The following is a 16887-nucleotide window of genomic DNA, read 5'->3' on the forward strand; positions in this document are numbered from 1 at the left end:
GGTAATTACTAATCACTAAGTTCACAAATATACTATTCCATAATCTGGTTATGTAATTACCCCAAAAAATATATTAATTTAAAGGAGATTATTATTATGGCAGATGTAAATTTTTTTCGTTGTAAACATTGTGGAAATATGGTGGCATTAATTAAAAACGGAGGCGGCACTCTTTCCTGCTGCGGAGATGAAATGACTAAACTGGAAGCAAATACTTCCGACGGAGCACAAGAAAAACATGTTCCGGTAGTTATAAAAGAAGATGGCAAAATAAAAGTTACAGTTGGTTCCGTTCTTCATCCATCCCTTCCTGAGCATTACATTGAATGGATTGCTTTAGCAACCGGGGATTCGGTACAGTTAAAATATCTGGAGCCTGGCATGGAACCGAAAGCTGAATTTGATGAAGTAGAATCAGGAACCGTTTATGAATACTGTAATTTACACGGACTTTGGAAAGCTGACTTTTAATCTGTAACACCTTAAAACCTACAATTGTTTTATCTTAAATAAAGAAGGGGTATTGAAAAATTGTATTTTCTATTTTTCAATACCCCTTTATCGATTTAGTTCCTTTTTCTCATAATCCGTTTTCCTGCCTAAATCATGTCCTCCGGTCTGTAATTTCCTTCCGGTGCTATACTTTTACCTGAGACATCATCATAAAAAGCTGCATATGCTGCACTTACATAAGGATTTAACCACAGAAAACCAATGCCCAATGTAAATGCGCATAAAATAATCCAGCCAATAAAACTAAAGCCCAGACAGAAAAAGCGCCATTTGTTTCCATACATCATGCTCTTTGACTGTTTTATTGCTTCCTTTATACCCAGGGATGGGTTATCTTCCAAGATATATGGAGTCATCGCATAACTAATGGAAGCAACAATTCCGGGAATAATGAACAATAAACACCAAAGAATGGTATAAAGGCCAATTAATAACTGCATGCCAAAAGCTTTCCAGAATAAATCTAACTTAGAAAACAAGTCTGAAAACTTTGGGTTTGTATCGTGGATCAGGTTTAAATTAAATCGGCAGTAACCTATTTGAATTACACCACCCAATAATAAAGAAATAATGATATAAATAACGATACCTGTAAAAAATATGGCAAAAAATGAGGTACTTACAATTCCGAAATTAGAATCTGCATAATGTTCTACTTCATTATAATGAACACTTGAGGTACTGCTTAAATCAGCACCCGCACCCAATAATCCCGCTACTAACCCGGTTCCTACTGCCAGGCCCCACTTTCCGTTTAATGCTCTTCTGGCAATACTGCGAAAGTCTTCTGCATATAACATGTCTTTTCCTCCTATTCCTCCTAATAAGATACATGGTTTACTATCCATTATAGATTATGCTGCTCTTGATAATATGATGCTCTTTCTGCTTATATTCATTCTATCACATTTAATACCAGATTTATACATTTTTTAGTTCGTAACTATTTATCTCCCTCAAATAAATTTATTATAAAATGCATGTTAATCCTTACATTCTATTGCTGTTAGCACAAACTTCTTTAACTAACATTTAACATATCAACGATTGCATATTTCGACTTTATCTGATATAATCTTCACAAAATCCAGCTATTACTAATAAAATATCGTATAAATATACAGTTAACTTTGATTTACCGTACCTGATAACAAAGCTAGTTATTCAAAGCATTAGCAGTGAATAACTATTTTTTATAAAACATTTTCAAGTAAAGCAATTTATTGACAGGATGAAGCAGGAGGAGATTACTATGAAAAAAACAAAAGAAAAACGAACTTCAGAAAGAAGGGCGGTAAATCAAAGTATGAAACTAAAATTGGTATTAACATTTCTATCTATGAATGTTATTACTCTGTTAGCAATCATTCTGGTTATCGGCTTCATGTCATACAGGATAATTTCATCGGAAAACAATCAAAAACTAATCAACATTTCCGAAAAAAATTCTAATGAAATTGATGGCTGGTTATCCATTCAGGGTCAGATAGTAAATGAAATTACTGACAGTATTACATCCCAGAAAGAACTGGACAAGGAGCAGATAGTACAATATCTTGAGACAAAAACAAAATCAAATACCTACACTTCGGATGTATATTTTGGTTTTGCAGATAAAAGCTTTTTAGATGGTTCCGGCTGGCAGCCACCGGCAGATTATGATTGTACCACCAGAGCATGGTTTCAGAATGCCAAGGAAAAAGGTGCCCTGAATTACGGTTCCCCCTCCTTCGATATGACAACCAAACAAATGGTTACCGTAATATCTAAACCAGTTATCATTGATGGTAATTTTATCGGTGTTATAGGTATGGATGTTAAACTGGGAACCCTGAATGAGATTGTACAAAAGTCTGTTTCCACCAAAAACAGCTATGCATTTATGGTTGATGAACAGGATAATATAATGATTCATCAAAATGATGCTTTTATGCCAGAAGAAGATAATGTAAGCAATATGAAAGAGGTTATGAACTTAGTAAGTGAAGATGTAATACAGGCTATTCAAAATAATAACCAATTGGTTACCTTAAAGGATTATGATGGTGATGTCAGGCATTTCGTTATGACTAACATAAACTCTACCAACTGGAAGTTCGGTTTGGCAATATCCGATGTAGAATACATTAGGCCGGTTGAAGATCTGTTGACAGCACTTATTATTTGTTCTCTGATTACTCTATTAATAGTGGCGGTTCTTGCTTTTATTGTAGGTGACAAAAATTCCAAACCGATTATATCACTTACCGCAGCAATTAAGAAACAGGCAGATCTGGATTTTAGCAGGGACAGTGAAGCTGACTTTCTGAAGTACGGTAAGCGGAAAGATGAAATAGGAATTATCACCCGTTCCCTGATAGCTATGGAAGAAAATGTAAGACAGCTTCTGATAAATGCCGCAGATAATGCCAGCCAGGTTTCTTCAACTGCCGACGAATTATCGGCAACCTCCAAACAATCAGCCATAGCAGCACAAGAGGTAGCCCAAACCATTAATCAGATTGCGGTCGGTGCAACAGAGCAGGCAGAAAATACGGAGGAAAGCTCACAAGGTCTGATGGAATTAGGAAACCTTATTGATACGGATAAAACTCATATAGCAAACCTTACAAAAGAAACCAATCACGTTAATGAATTGGTTCATAAAGGACTATCTGCGGTAAAAACTCTGTCCCTTAATACCAAAACCAATGGAGAAGCTGTATCTGTTGCTTACCAAAGCATTCTAAAAACCAATGAAAGTTCTGAAAAAATAAGTGAAGCAAGCAACTTTATTACCTCTGTTGCCGAACAGACAAATCTGCTTGCATTAAATGCAGCCATTGAGGCTGCCAGGGCAGGAGAAAATGGTAAGGGATTTGCAGTTGTCGCCGAAGAGATAAGGAGATTGGCTGAGCAATCCACCGATTCAACCAAAATTATTAATGAGATTGTACAGACCTTAAAGGAAGCAGCTGCAATAGCTGTTACAAAAATGGAAGAGGCAGATACCCTTGTTAAAGAGCAGGCAGCCAGCGCGGTAGAAACAGAAACGAATTTCAATGCTATTGCATCGGCAATGAACAATGCAAAAGAAGCTGTTACTGTACTGAATGAATCCGGCAACCGGATGAAAGAAAGAAAAGATGACATATTTGATCTGATTCAAAATCTGTCTGCGGCTGCGCAGGAAAATGCAGCTGCTACAGAAGAAGCCTCTGCTGCTATGGAAGAGGAGTACGCATCCAGTGAAGAAATTGCAAGTGCCAGTGAGAATTTAACCAAAATTACTTCTGAATTACAAAGGTTGATTAACCGATTCAGAGTATAATTATACTAAGTTTATAATAAAAAATTAGTCTATACTATTTAAATTATAAAATTCCGTTGTATGGAAAGATTGCCCTAACTTCCATACAACGGATTTCTTAGTTAGTGGTTCTTCAAAAAAGTGTAATATTGGTTCTCGGATCATACAACTTTTTCCTTTATAATATTGTTATGAATTAACATAATTAGGAATTGCGAAACTTTGTTGTTTAAAAAACTCATTGTTGCATTGCAATTATCTATTATTAATAAAATAACAAGGAGGATATAGAAATGTTAAACAGAACATTAGGTAAATCCAATATTAAGGTAAGTGAGTTGGGGTTAGGCTGCTGGCCTATCGGTGGTCCTTTTTATTCCGGAGACGGGCAGCTCTGTGGTTTTAAGACTGTTAATGATAACGAATCCATCAAAGCATTATTAAACGCTTTAGACATGGGAATAAACTTTGCATTGCCGGGTTATCTCCGTTAAATTCCAACTGGGTTATAAAATCATCAGAAGGTACGACAGCGCCTTGATTTTAATTCGTGTAGTTTTTTATTAGGTTTTTATTTCTTTTCATCTTTCGTTGTCTTCTTACGGACAGCACTTATCATAGGAAGACCTGTGTCATAATCCAACTGTCTCGGTTCATACTCTTCATTTTCCCTCTGTCTGGTATAACCGTCATTTGCCCATACAGATACCCTGTCTTTCCTCCATGGTCGGACCGCCCATTGGTATCCACGGTATAAGTCCCTGGTCCGGTTCATATGTTCTAAAAGTTCATCATGCATTTTATTTCGAATCTCTGCATAAGCTTCCTCCCCGATCAAATTATTTACTTCAAAAGGATCTTCTTTCATATCGTAAAACTCATCGGTATCCAACAGGTGGATTACCAGCTTATAACGTTCACTGGTTATGGCACGCATCACCTGCAATCCTCCGAACCCATCATGGTCTACCTCATATCTTGTAAATTCCAGGAATACATAATCATTTATCTTCTCGTTGCAGTTATAAATCTGAGGAAGCATGCTTTTACCTTCCAGAATCACCGGAACCGGCAGTTTAAAGTAATCTAAAACCGTAGGTACAATATCAATGTGAGATGCCGGAGCCGTAACCGTCTTACCTGCTTCTCCGCCTTTTATAATAAGAGGTATATTGGAAACCTCCTTATAGGCTGTCGCATTTTTCATCTGCAGCCGGTGTGCCCCAAGCATATCTCCGTGGTCAGATGTAAATATTACCATTGCATCCGGTATCTGTTCCTTAATTACATCTAATACTCTGCCGATTTCATAATCTACAAAAGAGTTACATCCCATAAACAGAGATAATAACGTAGATGGCTTGTTGATTTCCTCCTTTGTCTGATTCATTGCATCTCCTGCCCAAAGCTGCTGCATCATGGGTTTCTTAGTCAGATCATCCTGAAAATTCGGATTATCCTCAAACTGAAATCCTTCATACATGGTATTATAAGGCGCCGGACAAATACAAGGTCCGTGAGGCTCATCATAGGACAATACAAGAAAGAACTCATCATCTTTATTCTCATGAATAAAATCTATGGCACGATTGGTACACCGGTGGGCATAGGTAAATTCTTCGGTAATATCTTCATCAAAAGACGTAGCCGGATTTCTCGAACGAAGCCTGTCTTCCTCGCTAAGTTCCTCCAGATAACATCTCATATCATACCAGTATTTTTCATCCCAGCCCTCAGGACATTGTCCAAGTCCAAAATAGTCTCCGCCGTCAAGATGCCATTTTCCCACATATCCGCAGTGGACATGATTGTCGCTAAGCCGTTGTCCAATGGTCTTAACATTGGCACCCATAGCAATACTGTTAGTCACCATACCATTTGTATGAGGAAAGGTTCCTGTAAATAATGCCGAACGGGCAGGTCCGCACACAGGCTGGCAGGTATAGGCATTATCATATTTAATTCCTTCTTTCGCAAGCCTGTCTATATTAGGTGTTATCATCTTTTCATTTCCGTAACAGCCAAGCATATCCTTTCTGGTTGTATCTGTCATAATTAATACAATATTTTTTTTCATTTTAATACCCATTGCATAACACCTCTGTTTATAGATGTGTTACTGCCACAAATAAAAAGTGTGAAAGAATTAATATGTGGCATTCCTTTCAGTTATTCTATTTATCTTTCAAACTATTTTTCCTCTAAATAATTCTTATTGAATTTATTCTTAACAATGATAAATAATGCAACGGTTACAATAGTATAAATAACTGTTATTACCCCCAACCTTGGAAGATAGTCTCCGCCGTGGTAGATAATTCCGATGGGTGAAAATACTACATAAATATAGATTAAGGTTGTAACAATCACAGCAGATATCGGTTTTACATATTTCCAGGAATTTAAATCCACCTCTCCCACATCTTTTTGTATATATGCATCTTTTCTGGGAGCTACAAATCCCGTTATCAGCATAATGATAATACAGCATACAAATAAAATACCATATACATGCAGATAATGTATCGGAATATGGAATACAAACTTATATAGCGCATAGGCGCCAATAAAGAAAATAATCGATAATTTGGCACCGATTGCAGGCACCTTTTTCGTAGCAAATCCCATTAATACAACAACTAATGTTGGTATGTTGAAAAATCCCATTATACTTTTCATAAAAGTATATAACCCATTCGGTGCTTTCGCTATGAAAGGTGCAATAAATATGGAAAAAATACCAATAACCACACCGAATACTTTGCCGATAAATACTAACTTTTTATCAGAAATGTCTTTTTGAAAAATCGGTTTATAGATATTTAAGCAAAACATAGTGGAAGCTGAATTTAATGCCGAGTTAAAAGAACTTAAAACAGCTCCGAAAAGCACGGCTCCAAAAAATCCGATTAATGGCACCGGTAATACATTGGATACCAGCACGGAATATGCCGAATCCTGGTTTGTAATCGAGTCTCCGTATAATTGAAAGGCTATGATTCCGGGAATTACCAAAATAATAGGAACAAACATTTTAATAAATCCGGCATACAAGACACCTTTTTGTCCCTCTTTAAGATTCCTGGCCCCAAATGCCCTCTGTACAATCTGCTGATTCGTACACCAGTAAAATGTATTTACTAATAACATACCTGTAAATATAGTACTAAACGGTACACTGCTGGATGCTGTACCAATTGCATCCATTCGCTCCGGTGAATTCTGAATCAGAGAATCAAAACCGTGTAATATACTTCCGTTACCCAATTTTATCAATCCCAATACCGGTATCATTAATCCACCGATTAAAAGCCCGACACCGTTAATGGTATCCGATACCGCTACGGCTTTTAACCCCCCGAATATAGCATAAATACCACCTACGACTCCTGTTGCAGCTATAACTACAAATAAGGACTGATCTTTCGAAATATGTAATAATTCAGAAACATTAAATAAAGAATTCATCGCAATACCACCTGCATATAAAACAATGGGTAATGTAACAAAAGTCAGACTGATTAAAAATAAACCCGTTACCAGATTCCTGGTGCCCTTGTCAAATCTTTCTTCTAAAAATTCAGGTACTGTTGTAAATCCGCCTTTTAGATATCTTGGTAAAAATAGAAGCGCCATAAATACCAGCGTTACACCGGATGTGGCTTCCCAGGACATTGCGTTTAAACCACTGCTGAAACCATTTCCATTAAGCCCCACTAACTGTTCAGCCGATAAGTTTGTCAAAATTAAAGAACCTGCTATTACAACGCCACTTAAACTTCTTCCTCCAAGAAAATACCCTGTATTTGTTGACAAATCCTCTTTCCTGGTTATCACCCAGGAAATAAGCGCTACTAACACTGTAAAAAATATAAATGATACAATTGTCCACCAACTCATTTTTCTCCTCCGTTTATTTCACGACGTGAATTAATATATGATATATATAACATTTTTGTTTTACTTTGTCAAGTATTTATATTTTTATTTTGCTTTTAAGCTTAATTATGGTATACTTACACAAAAGGGGGTATATCAAATGACACATATTTCCGATATCAAGGATAAAAACAAACATGATATTATTAAATTGCTTTATACCAAACATAACCTGTCAAAAAAGCGTATCGCTATAGAATTAGGACTTTCTCCTTCTGTTCTCACAAAACTTTGCAACGAACTGAAAGAGGAAGGTTTAATTATGGAGACATCACCCCTTGAATCCTTAAGCGCAGGCAGAAAGGAAATCGGTATCTCCATAAAACCGGATTATAAATACTGTTTCGGGATTACACTCAATCATAAAAAGACTTCGATTCTATTAGTAGATATGGGCTTAAGCGTACTGGATGAGGTACAATTTACTACTTCCTCTTATCCAGAGGAACATTTAAACGGAATAATTGATTCACTTCGAAAATTAATAGATAAGCATAATCTGGGTCCCCACCAAATATTAGGAATCGGAATCAGCTTAAAAGGCATTACAGACGGGATACATACCCACTCCGGGATATGGAATCTTCAGTTTAATGTAAAAGAAGTATTTGAAAGGAATTTAAAGATACCGGTGGTAATCGATAACGGAATTCGCTGCAGCGCCATGTTAGAACAGCTTACCACTTCCGACAATAATTTTCTTTTTATCAAATATATGGAGCCGGGTATCGGCGGCGCAGTGATAAAGCATGGCAGAGTACAAAAGGGCGAATCTCATTCTATTATGGACTTCGGACATCTGATTATGGATAAAGAGGGAGACTACTGTCCTATCTGTAAACGCCGGGGCTGTCTCGAGAGCCTCATATCCATCGAATCAATCCTGCAATACACAAAAGATAATTTTTCTAATAATGAAACTTCTCTTTTACGGGATTTATGTGATGGAAATATAGAAAATATTAATATACAAAATATAATGCAGGCGGCAGATAAAGGGTGTATTCTATATAATAAACTATTTAAGCACCATGCGGAATATCTGGCTATTGCATTGATTAATACCTTAGCAGTTATGGATATTAAAAAAGTTATAATGATTGGTGATTTATTTTCTTCCAAGCGGTTTTGTGAATATTTTCGTTATGCGATTTACGAATATCAGCTGACACCTATTTATGATAACATCGAGATTCATATTCATAAAAATGAACTGTTATCCCCTATTGCTTTAGTTTTGAATGAATTTTTATTTGTATGAAATTTCCCGCTTGTTTTATAAGAATAACTAAAAACTCACAAGATTTCCTGTAAGTATTACAGTGGTCCGGTGAGTTTTATTTTTTGACATACAATCGTAAGTTTATAAAGTGACGAAAAGAGCAGCGCCCGGCACCTGAGAAAAGTTATGAAAAAAATTTGATTTTGTGATAAAAAGACTTGACAATAGTACTATATAGTACTATCCTATATAAAAAGGTGATCTGGTTTAATAGATTATAAGAAAGGATGCCACAAAAGGATACTTTCAGCCTCTTTATTTGTGGCAGTATCGCAGCCAGCCTGCGATATGCAATTAGGTATAGACATGAAAACTTACGGTGGTTTTTTAATATCACAAATACGTCAGCTTCAAGGTCGGGCATTTGAAAAAATGCTGAAAGAAAGTGGCATAGAAGCGTTTAACGGTGCACAGGGAAGAATTCTTTATGTACTATGGGAGTATGAAAAGTTATCCATTACAGACATAGGACGGCTTACTTCTCTGGCTAAAACAACATTGACAAGTATGCTGGACAGAATGGAAGAAAGTGGACTTGTAGAACGGATTCCTGATAAAAAAAATAGAAGGCAGATTTTTATAACAATTACAAAAGAGGCAAAAGGATACCGTAAAATGTACGATCAAGTTTCTGAACGGATGAACGAATTGTTTTATCAAGGTTTTACAGATGTTGAAATTGAAGATTTTGAAAATAAATTAAGAAAAATCATCAATAATTTAGAAAAATAGGAGGATTTATTAATGAACGAACAAGTAAAAAAGGATATCTTTCGATTAGTTGAAAATAGCAGAGATGTGATTGTGTGTTCTGTTACTGAAGACGGTTATCCTAATGCAAAATCTATGTTTAAAGCAAAACAAACCGGACTTAAAACATTCTGGTTTTCAACCAATGTCTCTGCGGCACGTACAGGACAGTGGCTTAAGAATCCTAATGCCTGTATCTATTTCCTGGATTCCGAAAATATTCATGGACTGATGTTGACCGGACAGATGGAGGTTTATATGGATAATGAAACAAAACAAGCTTTTTGGAAGCCGGGTGATGAACAATATTACCCCCTTGGACCAACCGACCCGGACTATTGTATGTTAAAGTTTACGGCTATGGAGGGCAATTACTGGGGTCAGCAGAAATATCAGTTTCATGTGGATTCGATAGAGGAATGATCCTACGTCAGATCAGCGGTGAAAGCCTGTAACATCTTATTAAAAGACTCTGCCCAAAAGCCAATCCTGACGGCTTGATTTCTCCGACGTTAGTGGCTTGTAAAAAGTAGTGTTTGATGGATCGAGTATTTCATACAATTGATACGAATTTCAGAGCTTCGTTACCTTTCGTGCAAGCTTCAGCTCTGAAATTGTATTAATTGCATGACATGATGCCGTTTACTGATAACCTGCCTTTTAGGTCATAATCTTACCAACGTGAGAAAAAGGACTGGAATACTTCATCAATTGATTTCCATTATATTCTCTGTCATTCTGAATATAAGCTCCAATAACTGTTGCTGCGCTTCCTCGTTGTACATAAACACTTCATATTCATTTCCCTTTTCGCTGATACGCTTTTCTGCCGTAATTCCTATTTCCTGCCCTTTCTTAGTAGCAACCGCTATATTTCTGGACAACAGTGTACTGTAACGGTCTTCCAGATACCCCTCTTCCCGCAGCTTTGCGGTAAGTTTTGTAACAGCCAGCTTTTTCATACTTCCTTCATCCCGGGTTTCATTGACCATCTCAACAAATTGGCTGACTGTAACCAAACCTTCCGGATATATGGAATCCATCATCTCTCTGGTCAGGCAAAACTCTGCTTTCCTCCCCCCATTGCGGATTACCTCTGCAGGTTTAATATCTTCCGTATGGTCATTGTAGTATAATATCTCTTTCTGACTATTTGAAAATTCTAAAATAGCACTTATAAACTGCTGACCGTATTTTCCGTACTTATTCTCTCCGACTCCGGAGACGGTAAGCATTTCCTCTTTACAAAAAGGCAGCTTGATACACATATCCGTAAGAGTTTTATCAGAAAAGATGATATAAGGGGGCATACCCTCCTCCCTGGCAATATCTGTTCTGACCCGGCGTAACATATCAAAAAGGGCTAATCCCCTGGAAGTCAACAATTCCGATCTTCGGATATCTTTATTTTTCCCGGTATCGTCTGTTTTATCGGCTTTACTATACAGAGGTAATTTCATAATGACGGCGGCGCGATTATCCAGAATGTCAAAAGATCTGTTATTTAGTTTTATAATGGAAAATTTATCGCTTGTTACAGATAGATAACCATCTATTAAAAGCTTATTCAAAATCTGTTTTAGGAAAACTTCAGACTCCTTAGTACGTTTTCCATAAAAAGATGACTGAACCATATTATTAGCTGAAAGTTTTGCTGTTTTTTTACCCATAATTGTAGCTACAATAACATTTAATCCATATCTTTGACCACTTTCTATAACGCAGCCTATCAGGTCTTTGCAAAGCTCTGTTACATCTATTTCCTGAAAATCAGTCAGGCAGTTGGAACAGTTATTACAGCTGTTTTTTCCATATTGTCCGAAATATCTTAGTATATATTCCCTCAGACAATCCTTTGTAAAGCAATAATAGGTCATCTTTTTCAACCGTTCCATATCCTGTTCCTGTATTAACATTCTGTCATCGGCAGATAATTCTTCATTTTCATTTTCTTTTTCAATTAAAAAGCGGTTAATTTGTACGTCTTTTGCACCATAAAGCAGGATACACTCGGCAGGTTCTCCGTCTCTGCCTGCCCTGCCTGCTTCCTGATAATAACTTTCCATATTTTTGGGCATGTTATAATGAATTACATATCGGACATTAGATTTATCAATTCCCATTCCAAACGCATTTGTTGCTACCATAACCGGCAGTTTGTCATAGATAAAATCCTCCTGGTTCCTGGACCGTTCCAAATCACCCATACCTGCATGGTACTTTGCCGTCTCCACACCATGTTCTAATAAAAGCTTCTGAAGCTCCTCCACATTATTTCTGGTACTGCAGTAAATAATACCGCTGTCACCTCTGTGGTTCTTAACATATTCTAGAACTTCCGTATCCTTATCCTTAGGTGTTCTTACTTCAAAATATAAGTTTTCCCGGTCAAAACCTGTTACTACCACTCGGGGTGATCTTAGCTTTAATATGCAGATAATGTCATCCATTACCTCTTTTGTTGCCGTGGCTGTAAAGGCACTGATTACCGGTCGTACCGGAAGTTCTTCGATAAACCTCATTATCTTTAAATAACTTGGCCTAAAATCCTGTCCCCACTGGGAAATACAATGCGCTTCGTCTACTGTAATCATTGAAATTCCAGTATGGAGGGCAAAATCAAGGAATTCCTCCGTCATAAGGCGTTCCGGAGCTACATAGATAATCCGGTACCTACCCTGTTTTGCATAGGAAAGGGCTAAATTTACCTGTCCCCGTGACAGGGAACTGTTAATATAAGCGGCATGGATACCTGCTTCATTCAGCGCCGATACCTGATCTTTCATCAGGGATATTAAAGGTGATATAACAATAGTTATTCCCTCCATCATTAATGCCGGAACCTGGAAGCAAATCGATTTACCGGCTCCCGTAGGCATAACACCAAATACGTCTGTACCATTTAAAATGTTTTGCACCAGTTCTTCCTGTCCAAAGCGAAAGCTGCTGTAACCAAAGTATTTTTTTAATACGTTAACCGGAAGTGTATTCCTGTATGTAAAAGTTTGTTCCATGGTTTCCGTTGTTTCTTCTGTTTGTTCCACCTTCGTATTACCCATTAAATCAAATCTCCCCTGCTAATTTATGTAATTTTTATATCGTTCTTTATCTGATTCGCTTTATATCCTTACACATAATCAATTCTTTGTCCTTAAATGCAGTAGGATAAAAGCATTACAATACCTTATGTTTTACTATTGTATCATAATGTATAAATTATTAAAAACATATTACCATTTTAAATTTTTTAGCAGCTGTGAATCAAATGGATTTCCATGACCGGGATAGATTGTTTTGATTTTCAATGATTTTATTCTCATAATACTTTTTAGAAGTTCTTTAAAATCACAGAAATTCGGTGCAATTTCAACTTTTCCTGTATTGGCAAAGATATCACCTGAAATTAAATCACCCGAGTCTGTAATAATACCGATGGATCCTCTGGTATGACCTGGAATATGTATTATCTTACCATGGAAACCGAATTCAGACAGGTCGAAACCCTCGTCTATCAAAATTTCAGGTCTAAAACTTTCATAATCTTTTAGATATTTTCTTATAAGTTTTTTGATTAGACTCTTCATGAAAAGAAAAACAAATCTATTTACAACAGAACGATATTTGCAATTTTCCATTAACTTTTCCATCTCCGGATTGTTCACTAAAGCTTCATCCGCAGAATGCATTGCTATCCGAGTATTATATTTTTTTCTAAGATACGAAGCATTTGCCACATGATCATTATCACCGTGTGTCAGTACTATGAGTTTCAAATTGTTCTCATTACAGCCATATTTCTCCAATTTTTTCACAATGGACTCTCTGCGGTTATCAAATTTTTTGTCAAAAAACAGATGCCCTCCAGTATCAAAAAGAATATAATTATCATCTTCCCTACCAAGGTAACAGTTTACACCATTTAAATCAATTCTTATAATTTCCTGATTCATGATTTTTCTCCCTTATAAGCTTCTCCGAATTTATGTCTCCAAAAGTCAATGTTGTGTTCTACCTTTTATTGCCGTATTACTTTTATTTATGATTTTTATGGTAATTTCCATGAGTGTCTTCATAAACCTTTAAAAACAACCGGTCAAATTGTTCTTTTTCTATCCCGTAATATTTAATCCATGATTCATTAAAACAAATATAAGCGTAGTTTGTTATAAAGCTTGTAAAAAATTCCGTTACTCTTCTTTCCTGAATATCCAAGTCACCCTCTTTTGAATCTCTTGCTTCTTGGGTTATCAATACGTCTAACATTTTAAAAAGTACAGGTTTATCCTTGGATTTTTTTAATGAATCGATAAAAATAACTCGAACTAAATCAGCATTCCTCCGTCCGAACTCATAATACTCATTTTTTATTCGATCGGCCAGCTTTTCTGCTTTTTCCTGATGCGTTTCTTTGGTTTTCTCTGAAATAAGATCAGCATACTCATTAATAAATTTCGAAGTCAGAACTTCCAGAATTTCTGCTTTACTTTTAAAATGATAGTAAATAAGTGATTTAGGCACATAGGCTTCGCGAGCTATCTCATCCATACGGGAACCCTCATAACTTTTTTCCGCAAATACCTTTATGGCAGCTTTTAGTATTCTATCCCGTGCATTAGGTTCATTCATAACATTGCTCCCTTTTTATACTGACTATTTAGTACTAAATTATAACAGGATTTTACCAGTGAATCAACAGTAAGATATTATAAAAAATTTAGGCAATTACGAAACAATATTGTTTTTTGTAATGTCAGACAATATTTAAGTTTCACAATTACCTAAAATAAGATTTAGTGTCAAATGGTCTCTCTACTAGTATTTTATGAATATCGGTGTAACTATTCGATTTTAGTCGAATTATTTCGACTTCAACCGGTTGAGAATATTGCTTATATTTTGTTAAGACTCTGGCCAAAAATCAAGCCAGATTAACCGCCTATTTGCTGCAAATGCTGTTTGATGGTCCGGTGAACTGCCAAAGAAAGTATCTTATCCTATTAATCCCTCTTATTAGTCGTTCAGAATTCTGCCTGCAGAATAAATTGGACGATAGTTCATATCTGCAATTACCACACCATCTTTTGCATTTTTGGCATGGATAATCTTATTATCCCCAATATATATTCCAACATGATTAATCGTTTTCTTGTTGGAACCTGCATAAAATATCAAATCACCCGGAAGAAGATTATCTGTATCTATTTGTGTACTGTTCTTTTCCTGCTCTTTTACTGTTCTGGGTAAATCAAAACCTGCTTCTTTATACACTGCCTGAATAAATCCACTGCAGTCTACACCCGTTTTAAGATTATTACCTCCCCATACATAAGGTATCCCCTCCGCTTGTTTTGCACAGGTAACTACCTTTTTACGCACTGAATCTGCTTTGGAAACATCTTCTGTTTTTTTAACTTTGGTGTTAAGTTGATGTTTTTCACTTGGTAATACGACAATTGAGTGTTCCGCAATCTTTGCATTTATATCAGATGCCAAAACCTCCTTTTGATTGCCTGCTGCTACAATTACAGTTGTAAAAATCAAACTGAGAAACAGTGCCGGTAATAATTTTCCCGTTATTTTTTTTCTATGATCAAAAATAAATGTTAATCTATGTTTCATGTTATTTTTCCCTCCATATAAATTCATTAATGATACTGTACTCTGTTTGGGCAAAGCCACCGAACATCTTAATAAAAGCTTTCCATAATACAGACAATCCGACTTCGTGGATTCACGAAGAACTATCTCATCACAGGAAATTTCACACCAGTTATCCAACTGTTTCGCCAATACATAACCAAATGGATTATACCAGTTTAATATCAGAACAATTAACCCGATTAGTTTAATGAAAGAATCTTTTCGGTAAATATGTATCAGTTCATGCCGCAGGATAAAATGCAGATCTTTGTCCGGATAAGATTCCTCGGGCAGGAGAATTGCCGGTTTAAAAATACCTATAGACATAGGACTTGAGATGACGGAACACGTAAATAGGTTTATTTTACTGGATTGGGTGAACACCGAATAATTAAGCCTGCTGTAATTATTATGAAATTGATTAATACAGTATGCCATTTCCTGCTTAAGAATACCCGGGTTCGCAGGAATGCTAAACCGAAATAAGAGTTTTTTAATCCGGTAATAACGGATACCCTTTATCATCAATATGAAAGCAGCTCCGATAAGCCAGATCAGGAACAATAATAAGTATCGGTATTGTACGATAACTATAAAAACCGTTAATGGTATCCCCTTTAAGAAATATGTATGTTTTCTAATCAGTTTATCATAATTCGTGTTCCATCTGCTTAAATCTGTATGTTTTTTCTGCAGTGAAGTTCTGTCATAGTTATCACCTGCAGTTTGGTTACCTGGTTCGTTAAATACATACGTATTATTTTCAACAGTTTTCCGCGGTAAACTGATATGAAATAATGCTTCTGAAAATTCGAAACGAATCGGTAATAATAATCCGATCAATAATATTAACCAAACACGATATAGACAAGTAGCAGAAAAGTGTTTTTTTAAAATAGGTTCAAGCATAAGCAGGAGTAATATAAAAAATGTGATATTAAGCGAATTTATAAAATTCGAAAATAATAAATGAATCAAACTATTCCTCCTCCTGATTTTTTAACCAAGTGTTAAGTTCATCTAGTTCCGATTTACTCAGTTTATTATTTCCGGTGAATGCATTCACTAACTGAAATAATGAATTTGCATGATAACGTTCTACAAAAAGGTTCGTTTCATATTGAATGTAATCTTCTTTCTTAATACAGGGATAATAGGTACGTTCCTTTCCTGCTTTTTCACTGTGTAAAAAGCCACGTTCCGTTAAACGATTTAAAAGAGTAATTAAAGTCTGCAGCTTCCACCCTTTTTCATTTCCCAGTTGATTCATAAGTATAGCTGTGGTTACCGGAGGGATGTTTTTCCACACTGCCGACATCACCTCAAATTCAGTTTCTGGTAATTTTGTTAGGGTAACTGTCTTAACGGCATTATTGTTTGTTGACTGTCTGTCATTATTACAGGGTGTGGAATTATCATTTTCATTTCGTTTCATAGAAGTTCTCCTATTTGCCTTGATATTCTACATTTGTCT

Annotated in this window: 14 protein-coding genes; 6 read left to right on the forward strand and 8 right to left on the reverse strand. The window is 36.0% G+C overall.

All coding sequences use genetic code 11. The annotated features are described in order from the left end of the window. Positions 1-96: 96 nt before the first annotated feature. Positions 97-471 (forward strand): desulfoferrodoxin family protein, encoded by a 375-nt coding sequence (locus tag RBU59_RS11305; protein ID WP_308147971.1) that lies wholly within the window; start codon positions 97-99, stop codon positions 469-471. A 128-nt stretch (positions 472-599) separates the two neighbouring features. Here RBU59_RS11305 and RBU59_RS11310 read toward each other — a convergent pair whose 3' ends face one another. Further along, positions 600-1313 carry a DUF975 family protein gene (locus tag RBU59_RS11310; protein ID WP_308147972.1) on the reverse strand — a complete coding sequence of 238 codons (714 nt, stop codon included), beginning with the start codon at positions 1311-1313 and terminating at the stop codon, positions 600-602. 452 nt (positions 1314-1765) lie between these two features. On the opposite strand from RBU59_RS11310, the gene RBU59_RS11315 reads away from it, so the two are divergent. Together RBU59_RS11315 and RBU59_RS11320 are read left to right on the forward strand one after the other, a co-directional pair. After that, entirely contained in the window at positions 1766-3823 is a 2058-nt protein-coding gene (locus tag RBU59_RS11315; RefSeq protein WP_308147973.1) for a methyl-accepting chemotaxis protein, read from the forward strand. Between the two features lie 272 nt (positions 3824-4095). Then, positions 4096-4296, forward strand: a complete 201-nt coding sequence (locus tag RBU59_RS11320; RefSeq protein ID WP_308147974.1) for a hypothetical protein — start codon at positions 4096-4098, stop codon at positions 4294-4296. A 77-nt stretch (positions 4297-4373) separates the two neighbouring features. Here RBU59_RS11320 and RBU59_RS11325 read toward each other — a convergent pair whose 3' ends face one another. Together RBU59_RS11325 and RBU59_RS11330 are read right to left on the reverse strand one after the other, a co-directional pair. After that, positions 4374-5879: a sulfatase-like hydrolase/transferase gene (locus RBU59_RS11325; RefSeq protein ID WP_308148578.1), complete on the reverse strand. Its 1506-nt coding sequence runs from the start codon at positions 5877-5879 to the stop codon at positions 4374-4376. Positions 5880-5992: 113 nt separating this feature from the next. Next, positions 5993-7702: a solute:sodium symporter family transporter gene (locus RBU59_RS11330; protein ID WP_308147975.1), complete on the reverse strand. Its 1710-nt coding sequence runs from the start codon at positions 7700-7702 to the stop codon at positions 5993-5995. A gap of 139 nt (positions 7703-7841) precedes the next feature. Here RBU59_RS11330 and RBU59_RS11335 point away from each other — a divergent pair, with 139 nt between their 5' ends. The 3 genes from RBU59_RS11335 (at position 7842) to RBU59_RS11345 (ending at position 10196) form a co-directional block, all read left to right on the forward strand. Next, entirely contained in the window at positions 7842-9002 is a 1161-nt protein-coding gene (locus tag RBU59_RS11335; protein WP_308147976.1) for an ROK family transcriptional regulator, read from the forward strand. 327 nt (positions 9003-9329) lie between these two features. Next, positions 9330-9755 carry a MarR family transcriptional regulator gene (locus RBU59_RS11340; RefSeq protein WP_308147977.1) on the forward strand — a complete coding sequence of 142 codons (426 nt, stop codon included), beginning with the start codon at positions 9330-9332 and terminating at the stop codon, positions 9753-9755. 12 nt (positions 9756-9767) lie between these two features. Next, on the forward strand, positions 9768-10196 hold the full coding sequence (locus tag RBU59_RS11345) for a pyridoxamine 5'-phosphate oxidase family protein (RefSeq protein ID WP_308147978.1): 429 nt from the start codon (positions 9768-9770) through the stop codon (positions 10194-10196). 284 nt (positions 10197-10480) lie between these two features. On the opposite strand, the gene recQ is transcribed toward RBU59_RS11345, so the two are convergent. The 5 genes from recQ to RBU59_RS11370 form a co-directional block, all read right to left on the reverse strand. Further along, complete coding sequence (gene recQ / locus RBU59_RS11350; protein WP_308147979.1) at positions 10481-12832, reverse strand: DNA helicase RecQ; 2352 nt, start codon at positions 12830-12832, stop codon at positions 10481-10483. Positions 12833-13003: 171 nt separating this feature from the next. Beyond that, the gene (locus RBU59_RS11355) at positions 13004-13723 is read right to left on the reverse strand and encodes an MBL fold metallo-hydrolase (RefSeq protein WP_308147980.1); all 720 of its coding nucleotides are present in this window, start codon (positions 13721-13723) and stop codon (positions 13004-13006) included. Between the two features lie 82 nt (positions 13724-13805). After that, the gene (locus tag RBU59_RS11360; RefSeq protein ID WP_308147981.1) at positions 13806-14399 is read right to left on the reverse strand and encodes a TetR/AcrR family transcriptional regulator; all 594 of its coding nucleotides are present in this window, start codon (positions 14397-14399) and stop codon (positions 13806-13808) included. Positions 14400-14783: 384 nt separating this feature from the next. Further along, complete coding sequence (locus RBU59_RS11365) at positions 14784-16391, reverse strand: M56 family metallopeptidase (protein WP_308147982.1); 1608 nt, start codon at positions 16389-16391, stop codon at positions 14784-14786. A 1-nt stretch (position 16392) separates the two neighbouring features. Then, entirely contained in the window at positions 16393-16848 is a 456-nt protein-coding gene (locus RBU59_RS11370; protein ID WP_308147983.1) for a BlaI/MecI/CopY family transcriptional regulator, read from the reverse strand. Between the last annotated feature and the right edge of the window lie 39 nt (positions 16849-16887).

This window comes from Anaerocolumna sp. MB42-C2 (assembly GCF_030913705.1).
Lineage (GTDB): Bacteria > Bacillota > Clostridia > Lachnospirales > Lachnospiraceae > Anaerocolumna.

What these genes read in the sequence shown, in the direction of transcription:
- RBU59_RS11355 (WP_308147980.1), bottom strand. Translation starts at nt 13,723, where the DNA reads ATGAATCAGGAAATTATAAGAATTGATTTAAATGGTGTAAACTGTTAC.
- RBU59_RS11370 (WP_308147983.1), bottom strand. Translation starts at nt 16,848, where the DNA reads ATGAAACGAAATGAAAATGATAATTCCACACCCTGTAATAATGACAGA.
- RBU59_RS11305 (WP_308147971.1), top strand. Translation starts at nt 97, where the DNA reads ATGGCAGATGTAAATTTTTTTCGTTGTAAACATTGTGGAAATATGGTG.
- RBU59_RS11310 (WP_308147972.1), bottom strand. Translation starts at nt 1,313, where the DNA reads ATGTTATATGCAGAAGACTTTCGCAGTATTGCCAGAAGAGCATTAAAC.
- RBU59_RS11315 (WP_308147973.1), top strand. Translation starts at nt 1,766, where the DNA reads ATGAAAAAAACAAAAGAAAAACGAACTTCAGAAAGAAGGGCGGTAAAT.
- RBU59_RS11330 (WP_308147975.1), bottom strand. Translation starts at nt 7,702, where the DNA reads ATGAGTTGGTGGACAATTGTATCATTTATATTTTTTACAGTGTTAGTA.
- RBU59_RS11345 (WP_308147978.1), top strand. Translation starts at nt 9,768, where the DNA reads ATGAACGAACAAGTAAAAAAGGATATCTTTCGATTAGTTGAAAATAGC.
- RBU59_RS11325 (WP_308148578.1), bottom strand. Translation starts at nt 5,879, where the DNA reads ATGAAAAAAAATATTGTATTAATTATGACAGATACAACCAGAAAGGAT.
- RBU59_RS11320 (WP_308147974.1), top strand. Translation starts at nt 4,096, where the DNA reads ATGTTAAACAGAACATTAGGTAAATCCAATATTAAGGTAAGTGAGTTG.
- RBU59_RS11360 (WP_308147981.1), bottom strand. Translation starts at nt 14,399, where the DNA reads ATGAATGAACCTAATGCACGGGATAGAATACTAAAAGCTGCCATAAAG.
- RBU59_RS11340 (WP_308147977.1), top strand. Translation starts at nt 9,330, where the DNA reads ATGAAAACTTACGGTGGTTTTTTAATATCACAAATACGTCAGCTTCAA.
- recQ (WP_308147979.1), bottom strand. Translation starts at nt 12,832, where the DNA reads ATGGGTAATACGAAGGTGGAACAAACAGAAGAAACAACGGAAACCATG.
- RBU59_RS11335 (WP_308147976.1), top strand. Translation starts at nt 7,842, where the DNA reads ATGACACATATTTCCGATATCAAGGATAAAAACAAACATGATATTATT.